Here is a 22,809-nt window from a genome sequence, read left to right on the forward strand (position 1 = left end):
ATAAAAAACCTGCTACGCGGTTCTTTTCTTTCTCTCCATCCAGGGAAGGGTTGCATATAATGCAGCAGAGAATAAAGTATATGTGAGGTGAACAAATTGTTCATAAGGGACGCCGAGAAGCAAAAAATCAGCCTGAAGGCTCCACAGCAAGAGATAGGCATTGAGGCTGCCCTGACCGACCTGGAAGAAGATTACCAGGAAGGCGAGAAAAATGTCTCCAGCCAGCTGGCTGGCAGTACCCCTGAAGCCGCAGAAGAAGACCCGCCATACCCAACGTCAGGCCAAGACCAGAACCAGCCCCTGACCCTGGCCGCCCACAGCCAGGCCCTCTTCCGGGAAGCTATATTAAACGGCACCGTTAACCAGGTGCTGGACGAGTTGCGGGTATGGATCGAGAAAATCAGGGCTTTTTTGATGTATGCCGATACCGGTATCGAGACTGCCGGTAACATTGTTAACATCGCCAAAGGTACCCTGGAAAAGGAACTGGGCCTGGCTTCAGCCGCCAGTACCGCCAGCACCACTTCTATGCATATACCGGCTTCATCCTTACAATTAGTGTGGAATCTCATTCGTACCCCGGAATTCCAGCAATTTACCGGCCGTATGCTGGCCCAGGTCCTAAAGATGGGCCTCAACCCGCCCCCGCAAGGAGAAAGCTCTGGCTAAAGCCAGAGCTTTCTCCTTTGACAAAAGGCCCTACGCGGGCCGGTGATATTTTGGTCGCCAGACTTAGGATCTGGTGAGATTATACCTTGCCTCTTCTAAATATAAATAGTCCTCCTCCGGCCTACCAATCCAGCAGGCGCTTTTCTCCTTCCAGGGCGCGGATGTCTGTCACGTCCTGGGTGACCTCCACCACGCCCCGGTAGCGGCCCTCAGCGTCGCGCACGGCGAAATAACGAATATGAATGAAGCGGCCGTTCATGGTTAGCCAGAATTCAGCCTCACTCCTGGTACCGTCGCGGAATTCAGCCAGAATCTTCTCCACCACATGAACGCTGGCCGGGGGGTGGCAGTTCTGCACTTTACGGCCGATGATAGCCGGGCTGCGGGTAAAAATGCGGTGCTTACCGGCGGAATAATAGCGCATGACGTCATTTTCATCGACAAAAGTTACGTCAACGGGTAAATGGGTGAGGAGGAGGTTCACCTGTTCGGGAGTAAGCCTGCCCGTGGCCAATTCCAACTCCTCCGTCCCGGTCTCTCTTTTTTGTCCCCCGGCGCTCTGCTCCCCTTCTCCCTGGGGGTTCCATACATTCCCGGGAGTAACTAGGGTATAACCTATTTCCTCTTCACCCCGGCGTACCTCCACCCAGTCGGAGGGTGTAAGTTTTTCCAGGGCCATGGGGAAGAGGATGCTTTCTTCCTTATTAATCATTTCCCCTATAGCCGTGAGCAGTTCGTTTCCCTGGTTGATAACAGTAGCCAGATCATCTTCATCCACGGCACGGGTTACCTTTTTCAACATAGCCCGGATATCGTCGTGGAGCTGCCACATGACCTTGGGCGGGCCGTATACTCCCCGCCGTTCCAGCAGCGGAAACAGCTGGTGCTCCTTGCGGAGGTAATGTTTGTCGATTTCCGCCAGGCGGGTCAGCTCTTTTTTGATTTCTTCCTTCTGCTGTCGAAAAACTTCCCGGCCTTCCTTATCTGCCGCCTTAATTTCCCCCAGGAGCTTCTTCAGGGCCTCCACCACGCCGCGTATGGCTTCGTTCTCCAGGCGGAAGGTGTGGACGGGGTGGCCGGGTGGGGTGGGTTCAACCTGCTGTTCGGCCAGGGATTCTTTAAACAGGGCGACGTGAACATCGCATAAGCGCTTGATCTCCTCTTCCGGCATGCCCTCGGCAATAAGCCGGCTTTCCATGGCCGCGATTTCACCCGGGCTGACGTTACGAATCAGCCTAGCAAAGCGTTGTTTCAGCTCTTCCAGGTCCTTACCGGCATGTAAATCCCGGATAATCCCCTTTAAAATTTCCTGGCGCTCTTCCCGGGCATCCAGCAGTTCACTCACGACCATTTCTCCTTTTCGCTTATTTACTAAAATGTTTCCCTGGCCAAAGTCCGGGTTATGCATCTTTGCACTCAAAAAAACCTCTTTACTTGCACGCCAGGGCCGGCGCCGGGCACTGTTCGCACTATTTTGTTATTTTATTCCTTCCTTCCCGGTGGTATAATAAACCAGTAAAAATCTCACAACAAAGTAGAGGTGAAGGAAATGGAGTCGGATAAGAAACAGGCTGACAGCAGGCCCCTTGAAGCCCGGGCGGCCGTTTTAAGCGAGCTGGTCGGTTATCAGGAGGGCTCTATCGTCAGCCGGACGATTATTGATAAAAAGACAGGTACGGTAACCCTCTTCGCCTTCGCTGCCGGCCAGGGCCTGAGCGAGCACACGGCGCCCTACGACGCCCTGGTGCACGTACTGGACGGGGAAGTGGAAATTACCATTGCCGGCAAGCCTCTCCATGTAAAAACGGGGGAGGCCGTAATCATGCCCGCCAACCAGCCCCACGCCCTGCGGGCGCTAACAAATTTCAAGATGGTCCTGACCATGATCCGGTCCTGAGAGAACCATGTAAAAAATTCCGCCATAATGACCCCCAGGGTCATTATGGCGGCTCGCTGTGGTATAATCCTCATATACCTTACTATCTATGCGGGTCGGAGTAAAGATGCAGGAGAAAAAATTTTTATCAACGCTTAAACCTATATTTGCCTCTTTACCGGATGTCGTTGCCGTATATTTATTTGGCTCATATTTAAACGAGCCTGAGCGGGCGCGGGATGTGGACCTGGCAATTCTTCTCAAAACAACGGAAAGTAGGATAACATACTACTATATGCATCTTTATTCAAAGCTGGGAGAAATTTTTTCGCCTCTTGAAGTGGATCTGCTCTTTTTAAATTGCGCGCCCGTGCCTATAGCTTTTGAAGTGATTAATACCGGCGAGGTTATTTATTGTACTGATGAGGAGCGCCGGACAGACTTTGAATACGTTATTTCCGGTTTATATCTTGATTATAATTACCATCTACACCAGGGCAGGCGGGAATTATATGAAGCAATAAGGGAGGCTTCATCCCTTGTTCAATGAGGAACTAATAGCCGCAAGGCTGGATATTATTCAAAGCGCTATAAGAAGGTTGCAGCTCCTGGCACGCATGCCACGGGAACAATTCCTGCAAGACGAAGATGCTGTGGATATTGCTGAAAACAGGTTGCGCCGGGCCCTGGAAGCATTGTTTGACCTGGGCCGCCACCTGGTGGTAAAATCAGGCCTTGGCGTCCCCCAGGACTATCGGGCGATAATCGAAAAGCTGAAGGACGGTCAAATACTACCCGCAGATTTTGCCACCCAGATTATGGGCATGGCCGGTTACCGCAATCGTCTTGTCCATGAATATAACAAGGTGACACCGGAAGAACTATATGAAATCCTGCAAAACCGCCTGGGGGACTTTACGCTGTTCTGTCAACATATTGTGAATTACCTAGAGAGGCAATTCCCAAGATAAAATTCCCGGTTGGCGCGGGCAAAAAGGTCCAAAACCTCCTCGAAATCCAGATGATGCCCGCCTTTCAAGGGGGCAACCGCAGCAGCCGCTTCCCGGGGATCGGGGTGATCCACGGGGGCGTCGGAACCGGCCAACAGGCGAATACCTTTGTCCCTCATGAGCCCCCAGGCATAGGCTGTTTGCATCCGCTCCGGGCCCAGTCTGCGCACGGCCCAGGACATTTCCCGGGAAAAGACGGGCTGTATACAGACGGGAATTTTCAATTCGGCCAGGGCCTCCAACTGATCCTCCCGGGCATACTGAACGTGTTCCAGGCGATCCAGGGGATGGCGGCTCTGCCGGACAACGCGCAGGAATTGATCCACGGCCCTGTCTCCAATGGCGTGGGCGGCTATAGGTTTGCCTTTACGATGTACCCTTTCAACGAGGGAAAGGAGGCCGGCATCACTGTGGTTAAGCAGGCCGTAATTACCGGGATCGTCGGCGTATTCCTCCGTCAGGGCGGCGGTCCGGGCTCCCAGGCCCCCGTCCAGGAATACCTTGAACCCCAAAGCGTCATCAAGAAGTCCCAAATCTACCGTATAGAAATCCACTTTAACGCCTTCATCAAGGCCTTCAAAGAAGGGCAGCTTCTGCCGATCCATTCCCATGTCGATGACTTGAACAAATCCCAGCTTTTTCAACTCCCTTAAACCCTGGGAAAGAACGTCCCGCGGTTCCAGATTTAGCCTGGCCACCAAGGTCTTAAGAAGGTTAAAAACTTTAGCTTCGTAAAAGAGCCCGTTCTCCGCAAAGAATCCCAGCCTCTGCATAGCGGCCGTGTTGGCGGCAACCACATGCAGGCAGGTCCGGACTATTACAACCGGCGTCGTTCCAAAGGCACGGTCCAGGAAGGCCCTTTCAGGAATTATTTTTTCGACCAGGCTTTCCTGGTTGAAACGCACCCCTACAGCCCATCCGTTAATCAGGCATGACTTCAGGGTTTCCACAAGCTCTTCAAGGTTTGCACATTTTTCCAGGCTGGCGAAGCGATTAAAAAGGGAAAACTCCCATACATGGCAGTGGGCGTCCACATATCCCTGGCGACGGATCGTTTCCTGATGCATGTTTATCCCCCCACCCTAAGCTTAAACTCAATGCTCCGTTTGTTCAAGGGGCAAACTTTTACTGACCATTCATGGCCTCTAAAACTTTGTCCCGCGCATCTGGACCGACAGGGCAACGCTGGTACCATCCCGACCGGAAGGTTTTTCGCAAAGTCTCTCCCGGCTCCAAAAATATGGTATAATATGTTAGTACGATACAAATAGTCCCCGAGAGGTGGAACGAATGATTTACAAACTGGAATTAACCGCGGAAGAGATGCAGCAGCAGGGTTTGTTAAAGGTTGGAGAAGGAAGTGATTACAAACAAATGGACCATGGAAGTAGCTGTTGAAACCCAGCCGGAGAAGGTGTTGGTCAACACCAGGAAGCAAATACTGAAAATTGTCTAGTTTGCGGCGGGAAACTGGAATACCTTGAATTTGGCAAGGAATTTACGTGCATGCAATGCGGCGCAAAAGAGACGGGTTATGTTTATTGTCCGGGAGGTCATTATATCTGTAATAATTGCCACGGTGAAAATTTGTTTAACGCTATTTTAAATTTAACACTTTCCGCAGAAGGTATTAATCCTTTGTCCATAGCCGAAGAAATTATTAAACATGTTCCTCTTCCCATGTTAGGATGCGAGCATGCCTGGATTGCTGCCGGAGCCCTTTTGTCCGCCATAAGAAATCATGGAAAAATCGAAGTCACAAATGGCCAAATTAACGAAGCACTCAACCGGACCCGTAGGCAAGCCATTGGTGCCTTTTGTGGCCTGACGGGCGTTTGCGGTGTAGCTCCGGCGATTGGGGCTTCCTTTAGTGTTATTCTCGGCGCCGCCTGCCCAAAGGACCAGGAAACCGCCACCACCATGCGTGTTGTCTCACGGGTCATAGAAGCTATCGCCGACCAAACCGGCCCCTGTTGCTGTAAAAACTTCGTACGGACAGCATTAACTCTGAGTTGCCAGTTAGCTAAAGAGTATCTAGGGATTGAGTTGGCGCATACCGAAAAAATAGTATGCCAGGATAGTCACCGTCATCCCCACGGTTGTAGAAAAAACAAATGCAACTACTACCTTATAGAGCAGGAAAGTCCCATCAACTCAAATAGCCCGATTTGAGTTTAAGATAACGTTATGTTAAGTTGCATATTTAATCGGATATTGACTCACCCTCCCGCGTCTGTTAATGTATGAATAGCCCATCAGGCTGGCGGTCGCAGTCACCCGCCTGAACAAAACAAGGAGTGATTTTCTTGCGTTACAAACTTTTTCCCTTCGTGATGGTTGCCTTCGTGGTGGTCTTGCTCCTCTCCAACACGGTAGCCGTCAAGGTAGCAAAAGTTGGACCCTTCTTTTTCGACGGCGCCGTAATTTTATTTCCCGTCTCTTATATCTTCGGTGATATTTTAACTGAAGTTTACGGCTACAAACGCAGCCGGGTAGTAGTATGGACGGGTTTTATAGCCTGTCTGTTTATGTCCTTTGTCTATTGGCTGGTAGGGATACTTCCTCCCGCCCTTCCCTGGGGAGGCCAGGAAGCTTATCAACGGATCCTGGGGCAAACACCCAGGATAGTCATGGCCAGCCTGGCAGCCTATTTTTGCGGTGAATTTATCAACTCCTATATCCTGGCAAAACTAAAAATTTTGACCCGGGGCCGGTGGCTGTGGACCAGGACGATCGGCTCCACCATAGCCGGCCAGCTGGTGGATACCGTCCTGTTTATCACCATCGCTTTTGCGGGCATTATGCCGGAAACCGCGCTCCTGCGCCTGATAATGACCAATTATCTCTTCAAGACCACCTACGAGGTCCTGGCAACACCCCTGACCTACGCTGTTACTGCCTGGCTTAAAAGGGTGGAAAACGAGGATTACTATGATTTTAAAACCAACTTTAATCCCTTTATGGTAACTATGGAGGATTTAAGATGATGGAGTTTGAAGCATTAGGAAAGGACGTCCGCGAGCCGCGTAAAAAGTTGGAAGTATTTCCTAAGCCGGCAAACGTGAAAACCGTCATACTCGAATCCGACGAAGTAACGAGCCTTTGCCCGGTAACGGGGCAGCCGGATTGGGAAACGGTAATCGTGGAATACGCCCCCGACAAATACTGTATTGAATCTAAAAGTTTCAAGCTTTATTTGTGGAGCTTCCGGGAGGAAGGCGTCTTTTGTGAAGCCCTGGCCGATACCATTGCCAGGGACATTTACCGGGCTTGCTCGCCCCACTGGTGCAAAGTAACTGTAATCCAGAAGCCGCGTGGCGGGATAAAAATAACTGCTTCTGCCTTTTACGGCGAGGGCAATTAACCCCCCTGGAAAACCCTCTGATTTCGAGCAGGCGGTTCTGTTCTTCAGGCCCGTAATTAGAGGCGCAGCCCATAAATGTAATAGCGACCTGGAACTAAACCAGGTCGCTTTTTATTTAACTTGTCATGGAAGGTATCACACTTAAAGAAGTAACTGCCGGGCCTTCCCTGGCCTCATCATTAAAACGGTTCCCGCCTGCCAGGAAGGAGGCATTCACCAACCCGGACCCCTGTTCTTCGGGGGTTAAACCCGGCAGCCTGGTGGCGGTGCTGATGATGGTCTTTACTACCTGCCTGCCGGATATGTGCCCATCCCGGGACAGCACCAGGGCTGCAACCCCGGCAACATGGGGACAGGCCATGGAGGTGCCGCTCATGGTTCGGTATTTACCGCCCGGGTAGGTGGAAAGAATATCAACGCCCGGAGCAGCTACCGTTACTTCCGGACCCCGGCTGCTGAAGCTCGCCAGGTTATTTTTCCGGTCAATAGCAGAAACTGCGATGACACCGGGGTAACGGGCTGGATACATGACGCTATTCTCTTTCCCCTCATTGCCTGCAGCCGCCACCAAGACCATGCCGGCCTGGACGCACCGGCGGACGGCTTCTTCCAGGGCCTGACTCGGCCGGGTGGTGCCGAAGCTCATGTTGACGACCTGCATTTTATTTTGCAACGCCCAGTCCAGGCCGGCAATGATATCGGAAATATAACCGTTGCCTTGGCGGTTAAAAATCTTGACGGCATAGATCTCCGCCCGCGGCGCCACGCCGACTACCCCGAAATTGTTATTCAGGGCCGCAATGGTCCCGGCAACATGGGTGCCGTGGCCGTTGCCGTCCCCGGCCTGCCAGCCGGGAAATTTGATATTCTTGGTACCACGAATGTTAGCTTTAAGGTCGGGGTGGCTGGCATCAATCCCCGTATCGAGGACGGCAACCTTCACCTTCTCCCCGGCCGTTTCTTCCCATACCTGCGGTGCGCCGATACGCTCCACACCCCAGGGGACGACCTGCTCTCCCTGCCGCAATCTGGCCGCCGGCATGGCTACTGTCTGGACCTGGAAATCGTCTTCAATTAAAAGGACATCCGGGTGTAAGCCCAGCTCTGCAAGGGACTGGCCCCGTTCCGGTATCCGGACTGCCAGGGCATGCACCAGGGGTAATTCGCGTACTACCCGCCCGCCCTTTTTCAGGACTGTTTCATGACAACTGCTCAAGGGCCGGTGCTTGCGGAACATGATAATTTTCCGGCTGCCGTAATTATCGCTACCCAGCCGGGACAGGGAAACGCCGGCCATCGCTACTACGCCGGCATAATAAGCCAGCAAAACAGGCCACATGGTTAACCCCTCCTATGCTCCATTCTATGTATTGCCGCTGGAAGGAGTTCAAAAAATACGACCAGGCCGGCAGAAAATATTTTCTCCTTTTCTTTTATTAACCACCTGCCCTGGAACTGCATATGCTAGGTCTAGAAAAGGTCCCTGCAAAGGGAAAAGGAGGGTACTTGAATGACACAAGAATTATTGTGGTGGTTTATCATCATCATCCCGGTTATCATTATCATCCCCATCATCTTCCTGTTCTTCTTGTTCCCACTAAATGCCAAATAGGAGGAATTTTTAATGGGCGGCCATGGTTTTAACTTCTGGTGGTTGTTTATTCCTATTATCGTGATTATCATCATCCCCATTTTCTTTATCTTCTTCATCCCTCTCAGTGCAGCCAATGCATGAGCGGGAAAACCCCGGCCCCGCCGGGGTTTTAATATAAAGGCCCCGGGCTTTCCACCCGGGGCTCCTTTATACTGCAGGCGGTACCGTTACCGCTCTGGTAATGTATTTAACTTTTTTGCCAGCTTTTGAGAAACTCCTGGATATCCGGCGGCAAGGGTTGGCCGTTATTAATCTCCCCCGCCATCCCTTCAATTAGCTGGGCAAGCTGCTTCTTCATCTCCGGGCTCAGATCTTTGGTCATGTTGTTAACAAAACTCGGCATATCTACCTGGCCATCAGGGAACATGGCAGCAGGGTCTATACCCGCTTGAGCCATTATTTCTTGCACGACAGCAGGGTTATCGGGCGTTATGCCAATTTCTTTAAAAACCTGTCCCAGGGATTTCCCGCTTGTAACTGCTTCAACGACGCGCTGGCGCAGGGCATCTAGATCAGCACTCATGGGCCTCACCTCGCATAAAATTTACCCTTGATCATTATATGCCCTGCGGTTTCCTTTAGTGCCGGCCAGCAGTTATTTTCCCGCCGGGGCTATATTGGCTGCCAGGACGCCGGCGATTCTCCCGTCTTCGGCGTACACGGGAACGGAGACGGTGATGGCCACCCGGTTGGAACTCTGGGTTACATAGGGTTCGCTGGCATAACGTTCACCCCTAATGGCCGCCTGGAACCACGGCCGGAAGGACCAGTTCTTAATCCCGGCATCCGGGCGGTTATATACAGTCGTCCCATCGGCAAGGGTGGCAATCAAGGATTGGATAATGGCATTTTGGTCGAAGGCGGCATCTAAAAGAGTTTTCAGGGTACCGGCTTCCATTTTCCTAACGGCGGGATCGGCCGCCAACTTTTCAACTACGGCGTAACCCCGGTTAACGAGTTCCCGGCGCAGCTCCTCGTCCCATCCGTCCTTGGTGAAGGAAGCGGCCATATTGAAGAAATTCTCGGCCATGGTGCTAAACCGGCGGGTATTTTCTTCCACCACGGCCATAGTCGCCTTTTGTTCCTCGGTGGCCGCCGAAACCTCTTCTATACTGGCAGCCGTTTCCTGGGCCACGGCCGCCATGCGGGTGGCCGCCTCGTTTACTTCGCCTACCCTGGCCAGCTGATTCTGGGCCTGGTGGCTGATGTTGAGCATGACCTCGGCAGCCTGGTTAATGGCCTGACTGACGGCCAAGAAATTCTCCCGCACCTGGCTTCCCCGCAGGAGGTTGTTCTGAACCAGTTCCACGTTTTTATCCACCTGGGCCGCCGTCTGACGCGCTTCCTCACTAATGGCCGCCGCCAGGGAGGTTATATCCCGAGCGGCCGCCGCCGACTGTTCGGCGAGTTTACGCACCTCTTCGGCCACCACGGCAAAACCGCGGCCCTGCTCTCCGGCCCGGGCGGCTTCAATGGCCGCATTTAAAGCCAGCAGGTTGGTCTGGTCGGCAATGGCCGTGACCGCCTGAACGAGGGTGTTAATCTGTTCCATTTTAGTTTCCAGCTGCCGCATACGTCCGGCCGCTTCCTGGATAGACGCAGCCCCGGTCTTGATCTCCTGGAGCAATTGTTCCAGCAACCGGCGGCCTTCTTCTTCCTTGCCCTTCACTTCCATCCCATATTCCGTACCCAATTGGGCCCGGTCGCTGATATCCTCCGCCAGGTTATGTAAGGTCTTTATATTGTCAGCCACTTTCTGGGCGGCACCAGCCTGCTCGTCGGCCCCGCCGGCGATTTCCTGAATGGCAGCCGTCACCTCCTCCAGGTTGCGGTAGCTGGTACTGACGCTTTCCTGTAGGTTTTGGGAAAAAAAGGAAAGCTCGTCGGCGGTGCGCTGCATACGACCCACCAGGCGGTAGAAGCTGTCCAGGACGGCCGTCACTGGCCCCTGGAAGCTTTCTCCCAAGCGAGCACCGGCCAGGGATTTTTCCGCCCGTACGGGATCGCCCTCGCCGAGGAGATTGAGGAACTGCATAACCCGCTGCAGGGGCTGCATCCATTTTATGTAAAGATTAAGGAGGATAACCAAGCTCAAAATTAATCCCACCGCTCCCGCCACTACCGCCGGTAAAAGGAGCAGTCGCCAGCTAATACCCTGGACGGCCACCAGGGCCGTTCCCACCGTGCCAGGTCCCAGGGCAAGAAATAGTAAAAGTATAAAATAAAAAATTTTAGTGCGAGCATTAAGTACCATTTTTCCCCACCTCCCGGCATTATTTTCTATATTACCATATTTTTTGGCTTTTGCCTAGAATAAACCGGGTCGATCCTATGATGGTCGGACGGCCGGACGAATCCTGAAGCCCGGATGTTCCGGCCGCCCCGCGGACGTTGCATCAAACAAATTAGGATTCGCCTGCAGGTTCGGTGGAGGTTTTCGGCTGGGGGAGGCGTTTGGCCAATTCGGCGGCCAGCTGTTCCGGGGTTAAGTCGTGGTAGGCCAAAAGAACCAGGGTGTGGTAATACAGGTCGGCCAGTTCGTATAAAATTTCTTTCCGGCTGTCATTCTTGGAAGCAATAATGGTTTCGGCAGCCTCTTCCCCGATCTTTTTTAAAATTTTGTCCTGGCCGTGATCGAAGAGATAGGAAGTGTAAGACCCTTCCGGCCGGGTAGCCTGGCGCTCTTTGATAATGCGAAAGACCTCTGCCAGGATTGTTCCCAGATCGGCAGAAGCCGGGCCGAAGGCTTCTTCCCGGCTGCCCGGGGTCGCCGGGTAGGGAAAAACCTGCCGGGCGCCGGGCAGGTCTGCCCCGTCCTGTTCAACCGACCCGCCATCAGTCTGCCCCCCCTCTGATTGCCCTTTCGCTACCTGCCTGTTGCTGCCGGGCCTGCTAACCTGCAGGGGTAGGGGGTTATGGAAACAGGAAAACTCCCCTTCGTGGCAGGCCACCCCTACCTGGCGGACCTGGAAGAGGAGGGCGTCGGCGTCGCAGTCGTAGTCGGCCTTGACAATGTACTGGCGATGGCCCGAAGTGGCCCCTTTGTGCCAGAGTTCCCGGCGGCTGCGGCTGTAAAACCATGTCTCGCCGGTGGCCAGGGTGCGGGCCAGGGCCTCTCGGTTCATATAGGCCAGCATCAAAACCTGGCCGCTTTCTACATCCTGGATAACGGCCGGGATTAAGCCGTCTTCATTAAAGCGTAATTCCGCCGGTATCGTCACTCCCACGGTCTATTCCTCCAAACGCACGGGAACGCCCCGCGCCGCCAGATAGTTTTTAACTTCGGCGATCGTATAGGTACCGAAGTGAAAAATCGAGGCCGCCAGTACGGCATCGGCCCTGCCGGCCGTCAAACCGTCGTAGAGGTGCTCGAGCTTTCCTACGCCCCCCGAGGCGATTACCGGAATATTGACGGCGCTGCTGACGGCCGCCGTCAGCTCCAGGTCGTAACCAGCCAAGGTGCCGTCGCAGTCCATACTGGTAAGGAGGATCTCCCCCGCCCCCAGTTCTTCCACCCGGCGGGCCCACTCCAGGGCGTCTTTTCCCGCCGGCCGGCGGCCGCCGTGGGTATAGACCTCCCAGGAACCGGGCCCGGTACGGCGGGCATCGATGGCCACCACTATGCACTGACTGCCGAAACGCCGGGCCGCCCTGGCTATAAGATCAGGGTCTTCTACGGCGGCCGTATTCAAGGACACTTTGTCGGCTCCGGCGGCCAGCATGCGGCGAATGTCCTCCAGGGTGCGCAGGCCGCCTCCTACGGTAAAGGGGATAAAAACTTCCGTCGCCGTCCGCCGCACCACGTCGACCATAATCTCCCGGCCTTCGGCCGAAGCCGAAATATCCAGGAAGACTAGCTCATCGGCTCCAGCGCGGTCGTAGAACGCCGCCAGCTCCACCGGATCTCCGGCGTCCCGCAAGTTGATAAAATTGGTGCCTTTAACTACCCGCCCGTGATCGACGTCCAGGCAGGGAATTATCCGCCGGGTTAACATCTCAATCCCCCTTTCCGGCGACGGCGAGAGCTTCCTCCAAGGTAAAATTGCCATTATAAAGGGCCCGTCCGAGGATGGCCCCTTCTACGCCGTCCTTCTCCAGGTCCCGCAGGGCGCGGATGTCGTCCAGGCTGGCAATGCCGCCGGAGGCGATAATTTTAAGCCCGCTCATCCGTGCCATATCCCTGGTGGCGGCAATATTGGGACCCTGAAGGGTGCCGTCACGGCTGATATCAGTAAAGATGGCCCGCTTTACCCCCAGGGCGGCCATGCGGCCGGCAAAGGCCAGGGCTTCCTCTTCTACCGTTGCTGCCCAGCCTTCCACGGCCACCATTCCCTCGCGGCTGTCAATACCGACAGCCACCTGGTCGCCGTAGCGTGCCACCGCCTCAGCAACTATCTCCGGATTGGTGATGGCTACCGTCCCCAGGACGGCCCTGGCCGCTCCGGCGGCAAAAAGGGCCTTCAGGCTTTCCATGGTGCGGATGCCGCCCCCCACCTGGACGGGGATGCGGACCCCTTTGATGATGGCGGCGATAACCTCCATATTCCGCGGCCGGCCGGCGAAGGCCCCGTCCAAGTCCACCACATGGAGCCAGCGGGCCCCCCTCGCTTCCCAACCCCGGGCTACGGCCACGGGATCGGTAGAGTAAATAGTCTCGGCTTCCGGCCGCCCCTGGTAAAGGCGTACGCAGCGCCCTTCCCGCAGGTCAATGGCAGGCAGGATCAGCACGTCTAACCAGCTCCCCAAAATTTTTTAAAACCTTTAAGCCCCAGCGACTGCTTTTTTCCGGGTGGAACTGGACCCCGAAGAGGTTGTCCCGCTGGATGCTTACGGCGAAGGTTAAACCGTAATCGGTAGTGGCGGTAACCACACCTTTATCAGCCGGGTCAATATAATAAGAATGAACAAAATAAAAGTGCGTACCTGCAGGAATCCCTTCAAAAATGCCCTCCGGCTTTAGCACTTGCACCTGATTCCACCCCATATGAGGAACCTTCACTCCCGGCGGCAGGCGTTTCACTTCACCCGGCAACAGGTTTAAACCCTCCACGGGACCCCCTTCTTCGCTGGCGCTGAAAAGTATCTGCAACCCCAGGCAGATGCCCAGGAAGGGCACGCCCCGCCCCACCGCTTCCCGGACGGCTGCCACCAGGCCCCGCTGCCGCAAGTTGTTCATGGCATCGGCAAAGGCGCCTACTCCCGGGAGGATGACGCCGGGAGCAGCCGCCACCACCTCTGGGTCGGAGGTTATCTCCGCCGGGTAACCTAGTTTGGCCAGGGCCTTCTGGACGCTCAAGAGATTGCCCATACCGTAATCGATAATAGCTAACGGCCGCATTTTAGTTCCTCCGAAAATAACTTTGTCACGGGCTGGCATTGTCTGGCTCGCTCCATAGTCCTCGCGGAGCGGCCTACGGCTCAACCAGGGCTTAAGGCGGGGTTCCCGGCCTATTCGGCGTCCTTGCCTTTAGAATCCGGCTCGGACATCCTGTCCTCGGCCCCGCTTATCATCCCTCGGCACAGCCTGCGGCCGCTTTGCCGCTCAGACCAAGTCGCTCGCTTCAGACAAATGCCAGCCAGTAATTTTCATTATGCAATTACTGGAGGCACTAATTCTTCTAAGTAACTCTCTCAAACCAAGTTTCCCTTGGTAGACGGAATTCCCTCTACCCGGGGATCGCGGCTGGCGGCCTCCCTGATGGCCCGGCCCAGGGCTTTGAAGAGGGCCTCGGCAATATGATGGCCGTTGCGCCCGGCCAGTTTCTGCACGTGCAGGGTCAGGGCGCCGTGGTTGACAAAGGCCCGCAGGAATTCCTCCAGGAGCTCCGTCTCCAGGCTACCAATCCGGCCTGGAGCCAGGTCCAGGTTATAAGCAAGGTAGGGCCGGCCGCTTAAATCCAGCACTACCTGAACCAGGGCCTCATCCATGGGGATCAGGGTATGGCCGTAACGGTTAATACCGGCCTTGTCCCCCAGGGCTTGTTTAACGGCTTGTCCCAGGCAGATCCCAATATCTTCTATAGTGTGATGGTTGTCAACTTCCAGGTCCCCTTCGGCTTGGATTTCCAGGTCCAGGAGACCGTGGCGGGCCAGCTGGGCCAGTAGATGATCAAAAAAAGGAATACCGCTGCTCCCCTGCCATTTGCCGCTGCCGTCCAGGTCGAGCTTAACGCGAATGCAGGTTTCTGCGGTCCGGCGTTCAATCAAGGCTTCGCGGTTCATCTTTAACCCCTTCCTCCAGCCGCAGCCCAATGGCCCGGGCATGGGCCTCCAGGCCTTCAGCTCGGGCTAGCGCTTGGATAAACCTGCCTGCCGCCTGCAAGGAGGCTGGGCTGGCGGCGATGAGGCTGCTTCTTTTCATAAAAGTGGCTACGCTTAAAGGCGAGTAAAACCGGGCCGTGCCGGCGGTCGGCAAAACATGGCTGGGTCCGGCCCAGTAGTCGCCCAGGGGTTCGGAGCTGTACGGTCCCAGGAATATGGCCCCGGCATTTTCCACCCGGCCCAGCCAGGCCCAGGGGTCGGCCACATATAATTCCAGGTGTTCCGGAGCCAGGGCGTTGGCCAGCTCCACGGCGGCCTTCAGATGGGGTACTACCACGGCCGCCCCGTAGTTTTCCAGGGAGCGGGCGGCTATCTCCCGCCGGGGCAGGGTTTCCAGTTGGCGGGCGACTTCCTCCACCACCGCCCGGGCCAGGGCTTCTTCCGGCGTAATCAGGACCGCGCCGGCCAGGGCATCGTGTTCCGCCTGGGAAAGGAGGTCGGCTGCCACCCAGTCCGGCCGGGCGGAGGCGTCGGCAACGACCACAATTTCGCTGGGGCCTGCCAGCATGTCGATATCGACAACGCCGTAGACCTCCTTTTTCGCCAGGGTGACATAAATATTGCCCGGCCCGGCGATTTTTTCCACCGGCAGTACTGCTTCCGTCCCGTAGGCCAGGGCGGCTACGGCCTGGGCCCCGCCCATTTTATAGATCTCCCGCACCCCGGCTTCGGCGGCCGCCACCAGGAGGAGAGGCGGCAGGGTACCGTCCCGCCGCGGCGGCGTCGCCAGGGCTATATCCGCAACCCCGGCTACCTGCGCCGGCACGGCGGTCATTAAAACCGACGAAGGGTATGCGGCCGTACCGCCGGGGACGTAAAGGCCCACCCGCTTTAAAGGGCGGCAGATCTGGCCCAGGATGGTGCCGTCGTCGTCCGCCTCCATCCAGGAACCCCGCACCTCACGGCGGTGGTAGGCGGCGATATTGTCCCGGGCCCGGCGCACGGCCTCCAGGAGTTCCGGGGTTACGGCCTTATAAGCCGCCTCTATCTCCCGGTCCGTGACCCGGAAGCCGGCCCCTTGTAAATCCACTCCATCGAACGCGCGGGTGTAACGCGCTACGGCGGCTTGGCCTTCATCCCTGACCGCGGCGACGATCTCCCGTACCCGCGCGGCCGCATCGGCCTGGGCCAGAAGCCGGCCGGCCCAGCGGCGCCGCACTTCTTCACCCTCAAGTACAGATAGCAATACCGGCACCTCCTTGTGCGGCCGCCTTTAAGGCTTCAATTACCGGCCGCAAACGCTGGTAATTGATCCGGTAACTGACGCGGTTGGCAATCAAGCGGGCGGTGGAGGGAAAGATGGCAGCAACTTCCACCAAATCATTTTCCTTTAGCGTCCGGCCGGTGGATACGATATCCACAATCAGGTCGGCCAGTCCCACCAAGGGCGCCAGCTCGATATTGCCGTGCAGCTTGATTATTTCTACCGGAAGCCCCTTTTCCTGAAAAAAGGCGGCCGCCACCCTGGGGAATTTGGTGGCCACGCGGCGGCTGCCGGCCAGTAAGGTTTCTAAGGAGCGGCCGGCTTCCTCCCAGCGGTACCGGGGCGCCGCTACCACAAAACGGCAGTAGCCGAACCCCAGGTCCACCAGCTCAAAGACATCGGCCCCGGCCTCCGCCAGGGTATCCTTGCCGACAATCCCCAGGTCGGCGGCCCCGTGTTCCACATAGGTGGGCACATCCGTAGGCCGGCAGATTATATAGCGCATCCCTTCCGCCGGGAAAGAAAAAACGAGCTGCCTCGATTCGGCGGCCATACCTTCTACGGGAAACCCTGCCTTGGCCAACAATTGCAGGGCATCATCGCCGAGCTTGCCTTTGGGCAGGGCCAGCGTCAGCATGGTGTTGACCATTGAAATATCACCCCATTACGGTTCCACCCAAACCAGGGTCAATCCTCCGGCGGCGGCCCGGGCTGCCGCCTGCCGGCGATCTTCGCTCTGGCCGTCGATAATAACCGTAATCCCTTCCCGGCGCAATTCCCGCGCCCGCCGCAAAACCGCCGCCAAGTCCCGACCCGCCACCAGGTAACCCTTATCCTGTCCGTTCCCCTTTATTTCGCCCCGGGCCATGAGGAGCCGCTCCAATCCTACGGCAAAGCCGGTGGCCGGGCAGGGATAACCGAACCGGCCCAGCAGGTCGTCATAGCGGCCGCCGCCACAGACGGGGGCTCCCAGACCCGGAACATAGCCTTCAAAAACAATGCCCGTGTAGTAGTCAAAGTCCCGCAGTATTCCCAAATCGATGAAGAGCCACTTTTCCAGGCCACAGGCCGCCAGGGCCTCCCATACCCGTTCCAGGCCCGCCAGGGCGGCCGTTGCCCCGCCCTGGTCAAAATTGGCCCGGGCTTCTTCCAGGGCTTCTTTACCCCCGTGTAAAGTGGCGAGGAGCTCCAAGCGCCGCTTTTTTTTCCCCCGCAGATTGTACTCGTCGATAAGGCGCCCCAGGCCCACCAGATCCTTGCCGGCCAGGGCCCCTTTAACCCGGGCCACCGCTTCCGGGGGCAGGGCCAGGTCCTGAAGGACCCCCTTGGTGACGGCCACCTGGCCGATGCCGATGCGAAACTCCTGCAAACCGGCCTTTAACAAGGTTTCTACCGCCAGGGCGATAATTTCGGCGTCGGCCGCTTCACCGCCGACGCCAATGAGCTCCACCCCGGCCTGGTGAAATTCCCGTAGGCGCCCAGCCCGCGGCTCCTCATAACGAAAAACCCCGGCGCGGTAACACAGGCGGAGGGGTACGGCCTCCCGCTTCAAGGAGGTGGCCACCAAGCGGGCAATAGGGGCCGTCATCTCCGGCCGCAGGGCGAGGACCCGTCCCTCGCGGTCGATAAATTTGTAGAGGCTCCCTTCCTCCCCGGCGGGAGAGCCGGCCTGGAAGGTTTCTACAAATTCAAAAGTCGGGGTCAACACTTCCCGGTAACCCCAACCCTTAAAAAAGGCCACCAGTTCCTCCTCCAGTTCCCTGAGGGCGGCCGCCTCCGGCGGCAGGAGATCCCGCACACCCGCAGGTACCTGGAGATTCCGGTTGCCGGTCACCAGCCTTCACTCCATTGCTTTATCATGTTAATACGTTAACGTAATAATAACACGACAAATATCTCTTGCCAAAGGCCGCCGACCATCTTCTAGGGCCTTCACGTCGGCTCAATTGGGTTTATCACCGTCTGGTTATTCCGGGCGCCGGCTTACTCTTTTTTATCTAGGCGATCCAGAATGAGGTTGTACCCGTCGGCGCCATAGTTTAAAAAGCGCTTAACCCGGCTGATAGTAGCCGTGCTGGCCCCGGTGGCGGCGGCAATGGCCGAATAGGTAACCCCCTGGCGTAAATAGCGGGCTACGGCCAGCCGCTGGGCCATAGCCTTGATTTCAGCGGTAGTGCACAGGTCTTCAAAAAAGCGGTAACATTCATCTAGGTTCTCAAGGGCTAAAATGGCGCGGAAGAGTTCATCAACCATGGGATCTTGCAATTTGTCCCGGCTCATCCCGTACCCTCCCCCGAAAATAATTTTAAAAACCTTTTCGCCACCAGGCTGTTTTTTCCTCCACAGCATCTCGCCCTTTCAGCCGATCAATCGGGTCAGCCATTCTGTCACCGGCCCGAAGACTCGGGCTAAAATTTGGGCCGGGCTGGGAACCGGCAAATTAAGAGCCAGGGCCAGGCTTAAGGCCAGGCCCAGGCACCAAACAACGCCCATGACAGCCAGCTCGCGCCAGCTCTTCTTCTGCCAGAGGTGGGTGGCGTCCAGGTAAGCGATGACCAGGAAAGCGATGAGGATTAAAACAGGCATACCGTCACACCCCTACCTGGTACTACCCTGGGAAGCGCCCTTGCCGCCTACTTCCCGGCTTTTACCCGACGTCTTGTTGGTCATGCCCAGCCGACTCAAGTGTAGGTTGATTTTGACCTGTATTTGGGCCCGGCTGAATTCTTCATTCCAGTGATCCTGGACCTGACGCCAGTAGCGTACATTGCTGCGGTGCAGGGTCTCGCCGAAACCGAAAATGTCCGCCTGGAATTCCTGCTGGGCCTTGCGTATGGCAGCCAGGGCGCGCTCTTCCACGGCCCTGTTGACGGCCTCCTGGATGGCCAGCAAATCTTCGGGCCGGTCAGGGTCCAGATTTATTAAGGCCTCTGCCAGCTCGCATTGGCCCCCGATTTCTATATTAAAAGTTAACCGGTTGCCTTCCACCAGGGGTTTAACCTGCGTACCAGCACGATGAAAGATAACTGAAGCCTGACCTGTACCCTTATCCCCGCCGCGGTCCGGCAACTTTACTGTAATTACCCCCTCCTGCACTTCACCCCGCAGCCACATAAGGCCTTTGGTCTCCTTTTCATCGAGCCAGCCGGCCAGGCGATCGTCGCGGAAAGCCCCAGCCCCTTTAATGGCAACGGCCTCGGGCGGTTTCTTTTCCTCTTCTCCCTTCTGGCCGCCATCTTTGCCCCCGGTATCGCCGCCGCTTTTTACCTCCTGGCTCTCCAGTTCCGGCGTCGGCGTCATAACCACCTGCGGCAATACGGGATTGTCCCCCGGCGCTTCCCACATGGCCAGGAGATCTTTCAATTCTATCTTAAAGGTGGTCCGATTGCGCTGGATACCGGTTAAAATCGCCCCAGTCGTTAATTCCACTCCCGGCGGCAGTTCCAGCACTTTGCGCCCTTCGCCCTGGGTAATCAATACCGGTGTCGTCAGGCGCATCTGGCGCTCTCTTGTAAAAAAATCAAGGTAAGATAACCCACGCCGGGCTAATTCTTCCCCCAAAATCAACACCCGGTTCTGGGACCAGAGCAGGCGCCGCGGTACCATTTCCTCCAGCCGCCGGGCCGCCTGGAGGAAATCACTACCTGTCGCGGAAAACACTTCTCCGGCCCTGGCCGGCTCGCCACCGCCACCGCCTCCCATGGACGGACCGCCGGCTACGGTCCGGGGAATAATGACATAAACGCTCAACCGCACCTGATCCCCGGGAGCGGCATCCAAGGCTACCGCGGCTATAATTGCCAGCTCTTCAATCTCATGACGGCTCCAGCAGCCGGTCAGGAAAAACGATACCAGAACAAGGAAAAAGTAGAGAAGGGCCCGGCGCAGCAAGGAAGTCATGTTCCCGTCCTCCTTTTGCCGCGCACCCAGGCCGCGAACAGCAAAAAGAGCGGTAAAAGGAGCTGCCACGCCAAGGTCCATCCCGGTTCTACCATTAGCAGGTCATGGCGGATCTCGGCGACATTCCGGTAAAGAAGATGCGAGACGGCTACACTTAACGCTCCCAGGGAAGCCACCAGGGCCCGGTATTCTTTAAGTCCGGTGACGGTGGCCAGGCCCAGGGCCACTACATAAAGGTTAAGGGTTATTTTAATAAATACTCCTCCTACCCATATGGCCAGGAACAGGACTTCAATGCGTTCAAAAAACTGCCCCAGGGAAACCACCCGTGCCAGAGCATAAGCGGCAAAGGTCTGGCGAGCGGCTTCGCAGCAGCCGAATACGAAAATGGTGCCCATGGTCACCAGGGTGAGAAAAAAGGCTATCCCCAGCAGCCCGCTGGTGAGGCTCGCCTTCAGGGCCCGGGGGGGATTAACGAAGGCACCATAGGCGGCCAGGATAACTACCTGGCCCAGGAAACTCCAGGCCACCAGGATTCCCCCCAGAACCGGCCGGAAGCCGTTTTCCAGGATGGGAAGGAGGTTGCGGGGCATCATTTCCGGCATAGCAAAGAGCAGGACGATGGCAATGAAAGTCACCATCAGAGGCAGGATAAAATCCGTGCACCGGGCAAGGACTTCCAGGCCGTTGCGGGCGGCATAAACGGCTACGGCCACGATAGTTATACTGAAAAACAAAGCCGGCGTTTCCGGCATGACCGCCGTGACCATGAACTCGCTGAACTCCCGGATGACCACCGCATCCAGGAGGAAAAAGGCCAGGACAAAAACCATGGCCACCATTTTACCCGCCACAGGGCCCAAAATCAGCTCGCAGTACTGGAAAAGGGTATAATGGGGAAAACGCAGGGCCAGCAGGTAGACAATCAGGGCCACGACAGCGGCCGCCAGGGTGGCTCCTATGACGGCTAGCCAGGCATCATGGCGCGCCCGCAGGGCCAGCAGGGACGGCAGAAAAAGGATGGCCGTAGGAAGGACAGCAAACCAGAGCAGGACCGCCGCCTGGCGAGGGCTAATATATCCTTCTTCCCGCATTCTAAGATTTACCCTCCCCCGGCCGTGGATTGGAACTAGCCGGCGGTGTGGGCTTCAAGCCGGCTCCTTGACGCACCGGATCGCGATAACCGATCTGGCTGGGCCGGGAGTTCATGGCCCAGCGTGGTGTCCGGATCAGGGCGTCTTTAAAATCGCTGAAATTCCATGGGGTGACAGGAGCCAGGTAAGGCACTCCGAAGGAACGCAGGGTGTTCAGGTGCACCAGGATGGCCAGCAGCCCCAGCATAATGCCGTAAAAGCCCAAGGTGCCGGCCAGTATGAGCATGATAAAACGCAGGAGGCGTAGGGTGATGGCCATGGCGAAGGAAGGTAGGGCAAAAGAGCTGATCCCCGTCAGGGCCACGACAATGACCATGGCCGGGGAAACCAGGCCGGCGCTTACCGCAGCTTCCCCAATTACCAGGGCCCCGACAATGCTCACCGCCTGGCCAACCTGGCGCGGCAGGCGTACCCCGGCTTCCCGCAGGAGTTCAAAACTTAGTTCCATGATCAACGCTTCTATTACAGCCGGGAAAGGTATGCCTTCCCGCTGAGAGGCCAGTCTGATAAGCAAATTGGTGGGCAACATTTCCTGATGAAAGGTGCTGACGGCAACATAGGCCGCCGGCAGGAGCAGGGCGATGTTTAAGGCGACAAACCGGGCTATCCTTAAAAAACTGGAGAGGTAATAGCGCTCATAGTAGTCTTCACTGGCCTGGATAAATTGGATAAAAATGGTCGGTACGATGAGGGCAAAGGGAGTATTATCCACAAGTATCCCTACACGGCCCTCCAGTAGGGCGGCCACCACCTTGTCCGGCCGTTCCGTATGATCGATCTGGGGAAAGGGGGAAGAGGGATTATCTTCGATAAGTTCTTCAATATAAGCACTTTCCAAAATACCATCAATTTGAATCCCCTCCAGCCGCTGGCGCACCTCCCGCACTACCGCCGGATCAGCCAGGTCTTCAAGATAAGTAATGACCACATTGGTCATAGTGTAGCGGCCCAAACATATAGTTTCCATTTTAAGGGAAGGGGTCTTTAAACGCCGGCGGATAAGGGTCGTATTGGTACGCAAGCTCTCAATGAAGCTTTCCCGCGGGCCCCGGACCACGCTCTCGGCAATAGGTTCATCAACAGTACGGTGTTCCCAGGAGCGGGTGCTTAGGGCCAGGACTCTGTTATACCCATCCAGGAGCAGGACCGTATCCCCGTCCAGGACATGTTTAACTAAGGAAGCCATGTTGTCAACCACAGCCACATCGGTCATGGGCATGATTTTTTCCATAACTGTGGCCAGATCACGGCTCCTGTCCACCAGTTCCCGGGCCAATTCCGGAGACGCCTGCTGCAGGGTCCTCACTAGGGTGTCTTCAATGAGTTTTTTATCGGCCATGCCGTCGATATATATCAAGGCGACTTTTACCATCTGACCGCAATAAAAATCGCGGCGGACCACGTCGCTGCACTTGGCAAAGATTTGCTGCAGCTGCTCCAGGTTGAGCTTTAGATCGGCAGTCAGCTGGTATTCATCCAGGGGCGGGTAGATCGTCTTCTGGGTCTTTTTGTTAAATGCCTGGCCGTGTTGTTGGCCCTGTTTATCTTGCCGTCCCTGCTGCTTCCAGCGTCGGAAAAGGGCCGCCCGTAAAGGTTTACGATAGGGACCGGTCAAAATCCTTCCCCCTTCCAGGTTAACCTGAGGCGAACCGACATT

Annotated in this window: 25 protein-coding genes; 7 read left to right on the forward strand and 18 right to left on the reverse strand. The window is 56.2% G+C overall.

Translation table 11 applies throughout. The features are described 5' to 3' along the window. The first annotated feature begins 96 nt into the window (after positions 1–96). On the forward strand, positions 97–669 hold the full coding sequence (locus tag MHFGQ_RS11130; protein WP_106006167.1) for a hypothetical protein: 573 nt from the start codon (positions 97–99) through the stop codon (positions 667–669). Positions 670–790: 121 nt separating this feature from the next. On the opposite strand, the gene MHFGQ_RS11135 is transcribed toward MHFGQ_RS11130, so the two are convergent. Continuing rightward, on the reverse strand, positions 791–2,014 hold the full coding sequence (locus MHFGQ_RS11135) for a DUF438 domain-containing protein (protein ID WP_170066379.1): 1,224 nt from the start codon (positions 2,012–2,014) through the stop codon (positions 791–793). A gap of 204 nt (positions 2,015–2,218) precedes the next feature. On the opposite strand from MHFGQ_RS11135, the gene MHFGQ_RS11140 reads away from it, so the two are divergent. The 3 genes from MHFGQ_RS11140 (at position 2,219) to hepT (ending at position 3,516) form a co-directional block, all read left to right on the forward strand. Next, entirely contained in the window at positions 2,219–2,566 is a 348-nt protein-coding gene (locus MHFGQ_RS11140; RefSeq protein WP_106006169.1) for a cupin domain-containing protein, read from the forward strand. Positions 2,567–2,672: 106 nt separating this feature from the next. Next, positions 2,673–3,095, forward strand: coding sequence for a type VII toxin-antitoxin system MntA family adenylyltransferase antitoxin (gene mntA / locus MHFGQ_RS11145; RefSeq protein ID WP_062284302.1), 423 nt, complete (start codon positions 2,673–2,675; stop codon positions 3,093–3,095). Beyond that, positions 3,085–3,516: a type VII toxin-antitoxin system HepT family RNase toxin gene (gene hepT, locus MHFGQ_RS11150; RefSeq protein ID WP_106006170.1), complete on the forward strand. Its 432-nt coding sequence runs from the start codon at positions 3,085–3,087 to the stop codon at positions 3,514–3,516. The genes mntA and hepT overlap by 11 nt, the downstream gene beginning before the upstream one ends. Here the strand turns inward: hepT and MHFGQ_RS11155 are convergent. Continuing rightward, positions 3,489–4,622, reverse strand: coding sequence for an amidohydrolase (locus tag MHFGQ_RS11155; RefSeq protein ID WP_211292936.1), 1,134 nt, complete (start codon positions 4,620–4,622; stop codon positions 3,489–3,491). The genes hepT and MHFGQ_RS11155 overlap by 28 nt on opposite strands. Before the next feature lie 307 nt (positions 4,623–4,929). Between MHFGQ_RS11155 and MHFGQ_RS11160 the strand changes: the two genes are divergently transcribed. The 3 genes from MHFGQ_RS11160 to queF all read left to right on the forward strand — a co-directional run bounded on the left by MHFGQ_RS11160 (position 4,930) and on the right by queF (position 6,919). Then, positions 4,930–5,727, forward strand: a complete 798-nt coding sequence (locus MHFGQ_RS11160) for a DUF5714 domain-containing protein (RefSeq protein ID WP_422879855.1) — start codon at positions 4,930–4,932, stop codon at positions 5,725–5,727. A gap of 134 nt (positions 5,728–5,861) precedes the next feature. Continuing rightward, complete coding sequence (locus MHFGQ_RS11165; protein ID WP_211292937.1) at positions 5,862–6,542, forward strand: queuosine precursor transporter; 681 nt, start codon at positions 5,862–5,864, stop codon at positions 6,540–6,542. Beyond that, complete coding sequence (queF, locus tag MHFGQ_RS11170) at positions 6,539–6,919, forward strand: preQ(1) synthase (protein WP_106006172.1); 381 nt, start codon at positions 6,539–6,541, stop codon at positions 6,917–6,919. The genes MHFGQ_RS11165 and queF overlap by 4 nt, the downstream gene beginning before the upstream one ends. Positions 6,920–7,034: 115 nt before the next feature. Here the strand turns inward: queF and MHFGQ_RS11175 are convergent, their stop codons facing one another. The 16 genes from MHFGQ_RS11175 to MHFGQ_RS11250 form a co-directional block, all read right to left on the reverse strand. Continuing rightward, on the reverse strand, positions 7,035–8,258 hold the full coding sequence (locus MHFGQ_RS11175; protein ID WP_106006173.1) for a S8 family peptidase: 1,224 nt from the start codon (positions 8,256–8,258) through the stop codon (positions 7,035–7,037). A gap of 502 nt (positions 8,259–8,760) precedes the next feature. After that, entirely contained in the window at positions 8,761–9,096 is a 336-nt protein-coding gene (locus MHFGQ_RS11180) for a hypothetical protein (protein ID WP_106006174.1), read from the reverse strand. Between the two features lie 72 nt (positions 9,097–9,168). Further along, positions 9,169–10,827, reverse strand: coding sequence for a methyl-accepting chemotaxis protein (locus MHFGQ_RS11185; protein WP_106006175.1), 1,659 nt, complete (start codon positions 10,825–10,827; stop codon positions 9,169–9,171). Positions 10,828–10,978: 151 nt separating this feature from the next. Beyond that, positions 10,979–11,800 carry a phosphoribosyl-AMP cyclohydrolase gene (hisI, locus tag MHFGQ_RS11190; protein ID WP_106006176.1) on the reverse strand — a complete coding sequence of 274 codons (822 nt, stop codon included), beginning with the start codon at positions 11,798–11,800 and terminating at the stop codon, positions 10,979–10,981. 3 nt (positions 11,801–11,803) lie between these two features. Then, positions 11,804–12,568 carry an imidazole glycerol phosphate synthase subunit HisF gene (hisF, locus tag MHFGQ_RS11195; RefSeq protein WP_106006177.1) on the reverse strand — a complete coding sequence of 255 codons (765 nt, stop codon included), beginning with the start codon at positions 12,566–12,568 and terminating at the stop codon, positions 11,804–11,806. Between the two features lies 1 nt (position 12,569). Continuing rightward, positions 12,570–13,301 (reverse strand): 1-(5-phosphoribosyl)-5-[(5-phosphoribosylamino)methylideneamino]imidazole-4-carboxamide isomerase, encoded by a 732-nt coding sequence (hisA, locus tag MHFGQ_RS11200; protein ID WP_106006178.1) that lies wholly within the window; start codon positions 13,299–13,301, stop codon positions 12,570–12,572. Then, complete coding sequence (hisH, locus tag MHFGQ_RS11205; protein ID WP_106006179.1) at positions 13,279–13,911, reverse strand: imidazole glycerol phosphate synthase subunit HisH; 633 nt, start codon at positions 13,909–13,911, stop codon at positions 13,279–13,281. Before hisH ends, hisA begins: the two co-directional genes overlap by 23 nt. A 293-nt stretch (positions 13,912–14,204) precedes the next feature. Next, positions 14,205–14,795, reverse strand: a complete 591-nt coding sequence (gene hisB, locus MHFGQ_RS11210; protein ID WP_106006180.1) for an imidazoleglycerol-phosphate dehydratase HisB — start codon at positions 14,793–14,795, stop codon at positions 14,205–14,207. Then, on the reverse strand, positions 14,773–16,053 hold the full coding sequence (hisD, locus tag MHFGQ_RS11215) for a histidinol dehydrogenase (RefSeq protein ID WP_343105556.1): 1,281 nt from the start codon (positions 16,051–16,053) through the stop codon (positions 14,773–14,775). Before hisD ends, hisB begins: the two co-directional genes overlap by 23 nt. Before the next feature lie 10 nt (positions 16,054–16,063). Beyond that, entirely contained in the window at positions 16,064–16,747 is a 684-nt protein-coding gene (gene hisG, locus MHFGQ_RS11220) for an ATP phosphoribosyltransferase (protein ID WP_106006182.1), read from the reverse strand. A 15-nt stretch (positions 16,748–16,762) separates the two neighbouring features. Continuing rightward, on the reverse strand, positions 16,763–17,932 hold the full coding sequence (gene hisZ, locus MHFGQ_RS11225) for an ATP phosphoribosyltransferase regulatory subunit (protein ID WP_106006183.1): 1,170 nt from the start codon (positions 17,930–17,932) through the stop codon (positions 16,763–16,765). A gap of 149 nt (positions 17,933–18,081) precedes the next feature. Next, positions 18,082–18,378, reverse strand: coding sequence for a YerC/YecD family TrpR-related protein (locus tag MHFGQ_RS11230; protein WP_106006184.1), 297 nt, complete (start codon positions 18,376–18,378; stop codon positions 18,082–18,084). A gap of 78 nt (positions 18,379–18,456) precedes the next feature. Further along, entirely contained in the window at positions 18,457–18,684 is a 228-nt protein-coding gene (locus tag MHFGQ_RS11235) for a hypothetical protein (protein WP_106006185.1), read from the reverse strand. Positions 18,685–18,696: 12 nt separating this feature from the next. Continuing rightward, positions 18,697–19,998 (reverse strand): Ger(x)C family spore germination protein, encoded by a 1,302-nt coding sequence (locus tag MHFGQ_RS11240; protein WP_106006186.1) that lies wholly within the window; start codon positions 19,996–19,998, stop codon positions 18,697–18,699. Next, a complete protein-coding gene (locus MHFGQ_RS11245; protein ID WP_106006187.1) occupies positions 19,995–21,092 on the reverse strand; it encodes a GerAB/ArcD/ProY family transporter in 1,098 nt (365 codons plus the stop codon). Before MHFGQ_RS11245 ends, MHFGQ_RS11240 begins: the two co-directional genes overlap by 4 nt. A 1-nt stretch (position 21,093) precedes the next feature. Further along, positions 21,094–22,767 carry a spore germination protein gene (locus MHFGQ_RS11250; RefSeq protein ID WP_106006188.1) on the reverse strand — a complete coding sequence of 558 codons (1,674 nt, stop codon included), beginning with the start codon at positions 22,765–22,767 and terminating at the stop codon, positions 21,094–21,096. Positions 22,768–22,809: the final 42 nt, after the last annotated feature.

Origin of the sequence: Moorella humiferrea (genome assembly GCF_039233145.1) — a bacterium.
In the GTDB taxonomy this organism is placed as follows: domain Bacteria; phylum Bacillota; class DSM-521; order Neomoorellales; family Neomoorellaceae; genus Neomoorella; species Neomoorella humiferrea.

Bases quoted from the DNA above. Each gene is read 5' to 3' on its own strand.
- MHFGQ_RS11140 (WP_106006169.1), top strand. From the start codon at position 2,219: ATGGAGTCGGATAAGAAACAGGCTGACAGCAGGCCCCTTGAAGCCCGG.
- mntA (WP_062284302.1), top strand. From the start codon at position 2,673: ATGCAGGAGAAAAAATTTTTATCAACGCTTAAACCTATATTTGCCTCT.
- MHFGQ_RS11155 (WP_211292936.1), bottom strand. From the start codon at position 4,622: ATGCATCAGGAAACGATCCGTCGCCAGGGATATGTGGACGCCCACTGC.
- queF (WP_106006172.1), top strand. From the start codon at position 6,539: ATGATGGAGTTTGAAGCATTAGGAAAGGACGTCCGCGAGCCGCGTAAA.
- MHFGQ_RS11175 (WP_106006173.1), bottom strand. From the start codon at position 8,258: ATGTGGCCTGTTTTGCTGGCTTATTATGCCGGCGTAGTAGCGATGGCC.
- MHFGQ_RS11180 (WP_106006174.1), bottom strand. From the start codon at position 9,096: ATGAGTGCTGATCTAGATGCCCTGCGCCAGCGCGTCGTTGAAGCAGTT.
- MHFGQ_RS11185 (WP_106006175.1), bottom strand. From the start codon at position 10,827: ATGGTACTTAATGCTCGCACTAAAATTTTTTATTTTATACTTTTACTA.
- hisF (WP_106006177.1), bottom strand. From the start codon at position 12,568: ATGTTAACCCGGCGGATAATTCCCTGCCTGGACGTCGATCACGGGCGG.
- hisH (WP_106006179.1), bottom strand. From the start codon at position 13,911: ATGCGGCCGTTAGCTATTATCGATTACGGTATGGGCAATCTCTTGAGC.
- hisB (WP_106006180.1), bottom strand. From the start codon at position 14,795: ATGAACCGCGAAGCCTTGATTGAACGCCGGACCGCAGAAACCTGCATT.
- hisG (WP_106006182.1), bottom strand. From the start codon at position 16,747: ATGGTCAACACCATGCTGACGCTGGCCCTGCCCAAAGGCAAGCTCGGC.
- MHFGQ_RS11230 (WP_106006184.1), bottom strand. From the start codon at position 18,378: ATGAGCCGGGACAAATTGCAAGATCCCATGGTTGATGAACTCTTCCGC.
- MHFGQ_RS11235 (WP_106006185.1), bottom strand. From the start codon at position 18,684: ATGCCTGTTTTAATCCTCATCGCTTTCCTGGTCATCGCTTACCTGGAC.
- MHFGQ_RS11240 (WP_106006186.1), bottom strand. From the start codon at position 19,998: ATGACTTCCTTGCTGCGCCGGGCCCTTCTCTACTTTTTCCTTGTTCTG.
- MHFGQ_RS11245 (WP_106006187.1), bottom strand. From the start codon at position 21,092: ATGCGGGAAGAAGGATATATTAGCCCTCGCCAGGCGGCGGTCCTGCTC.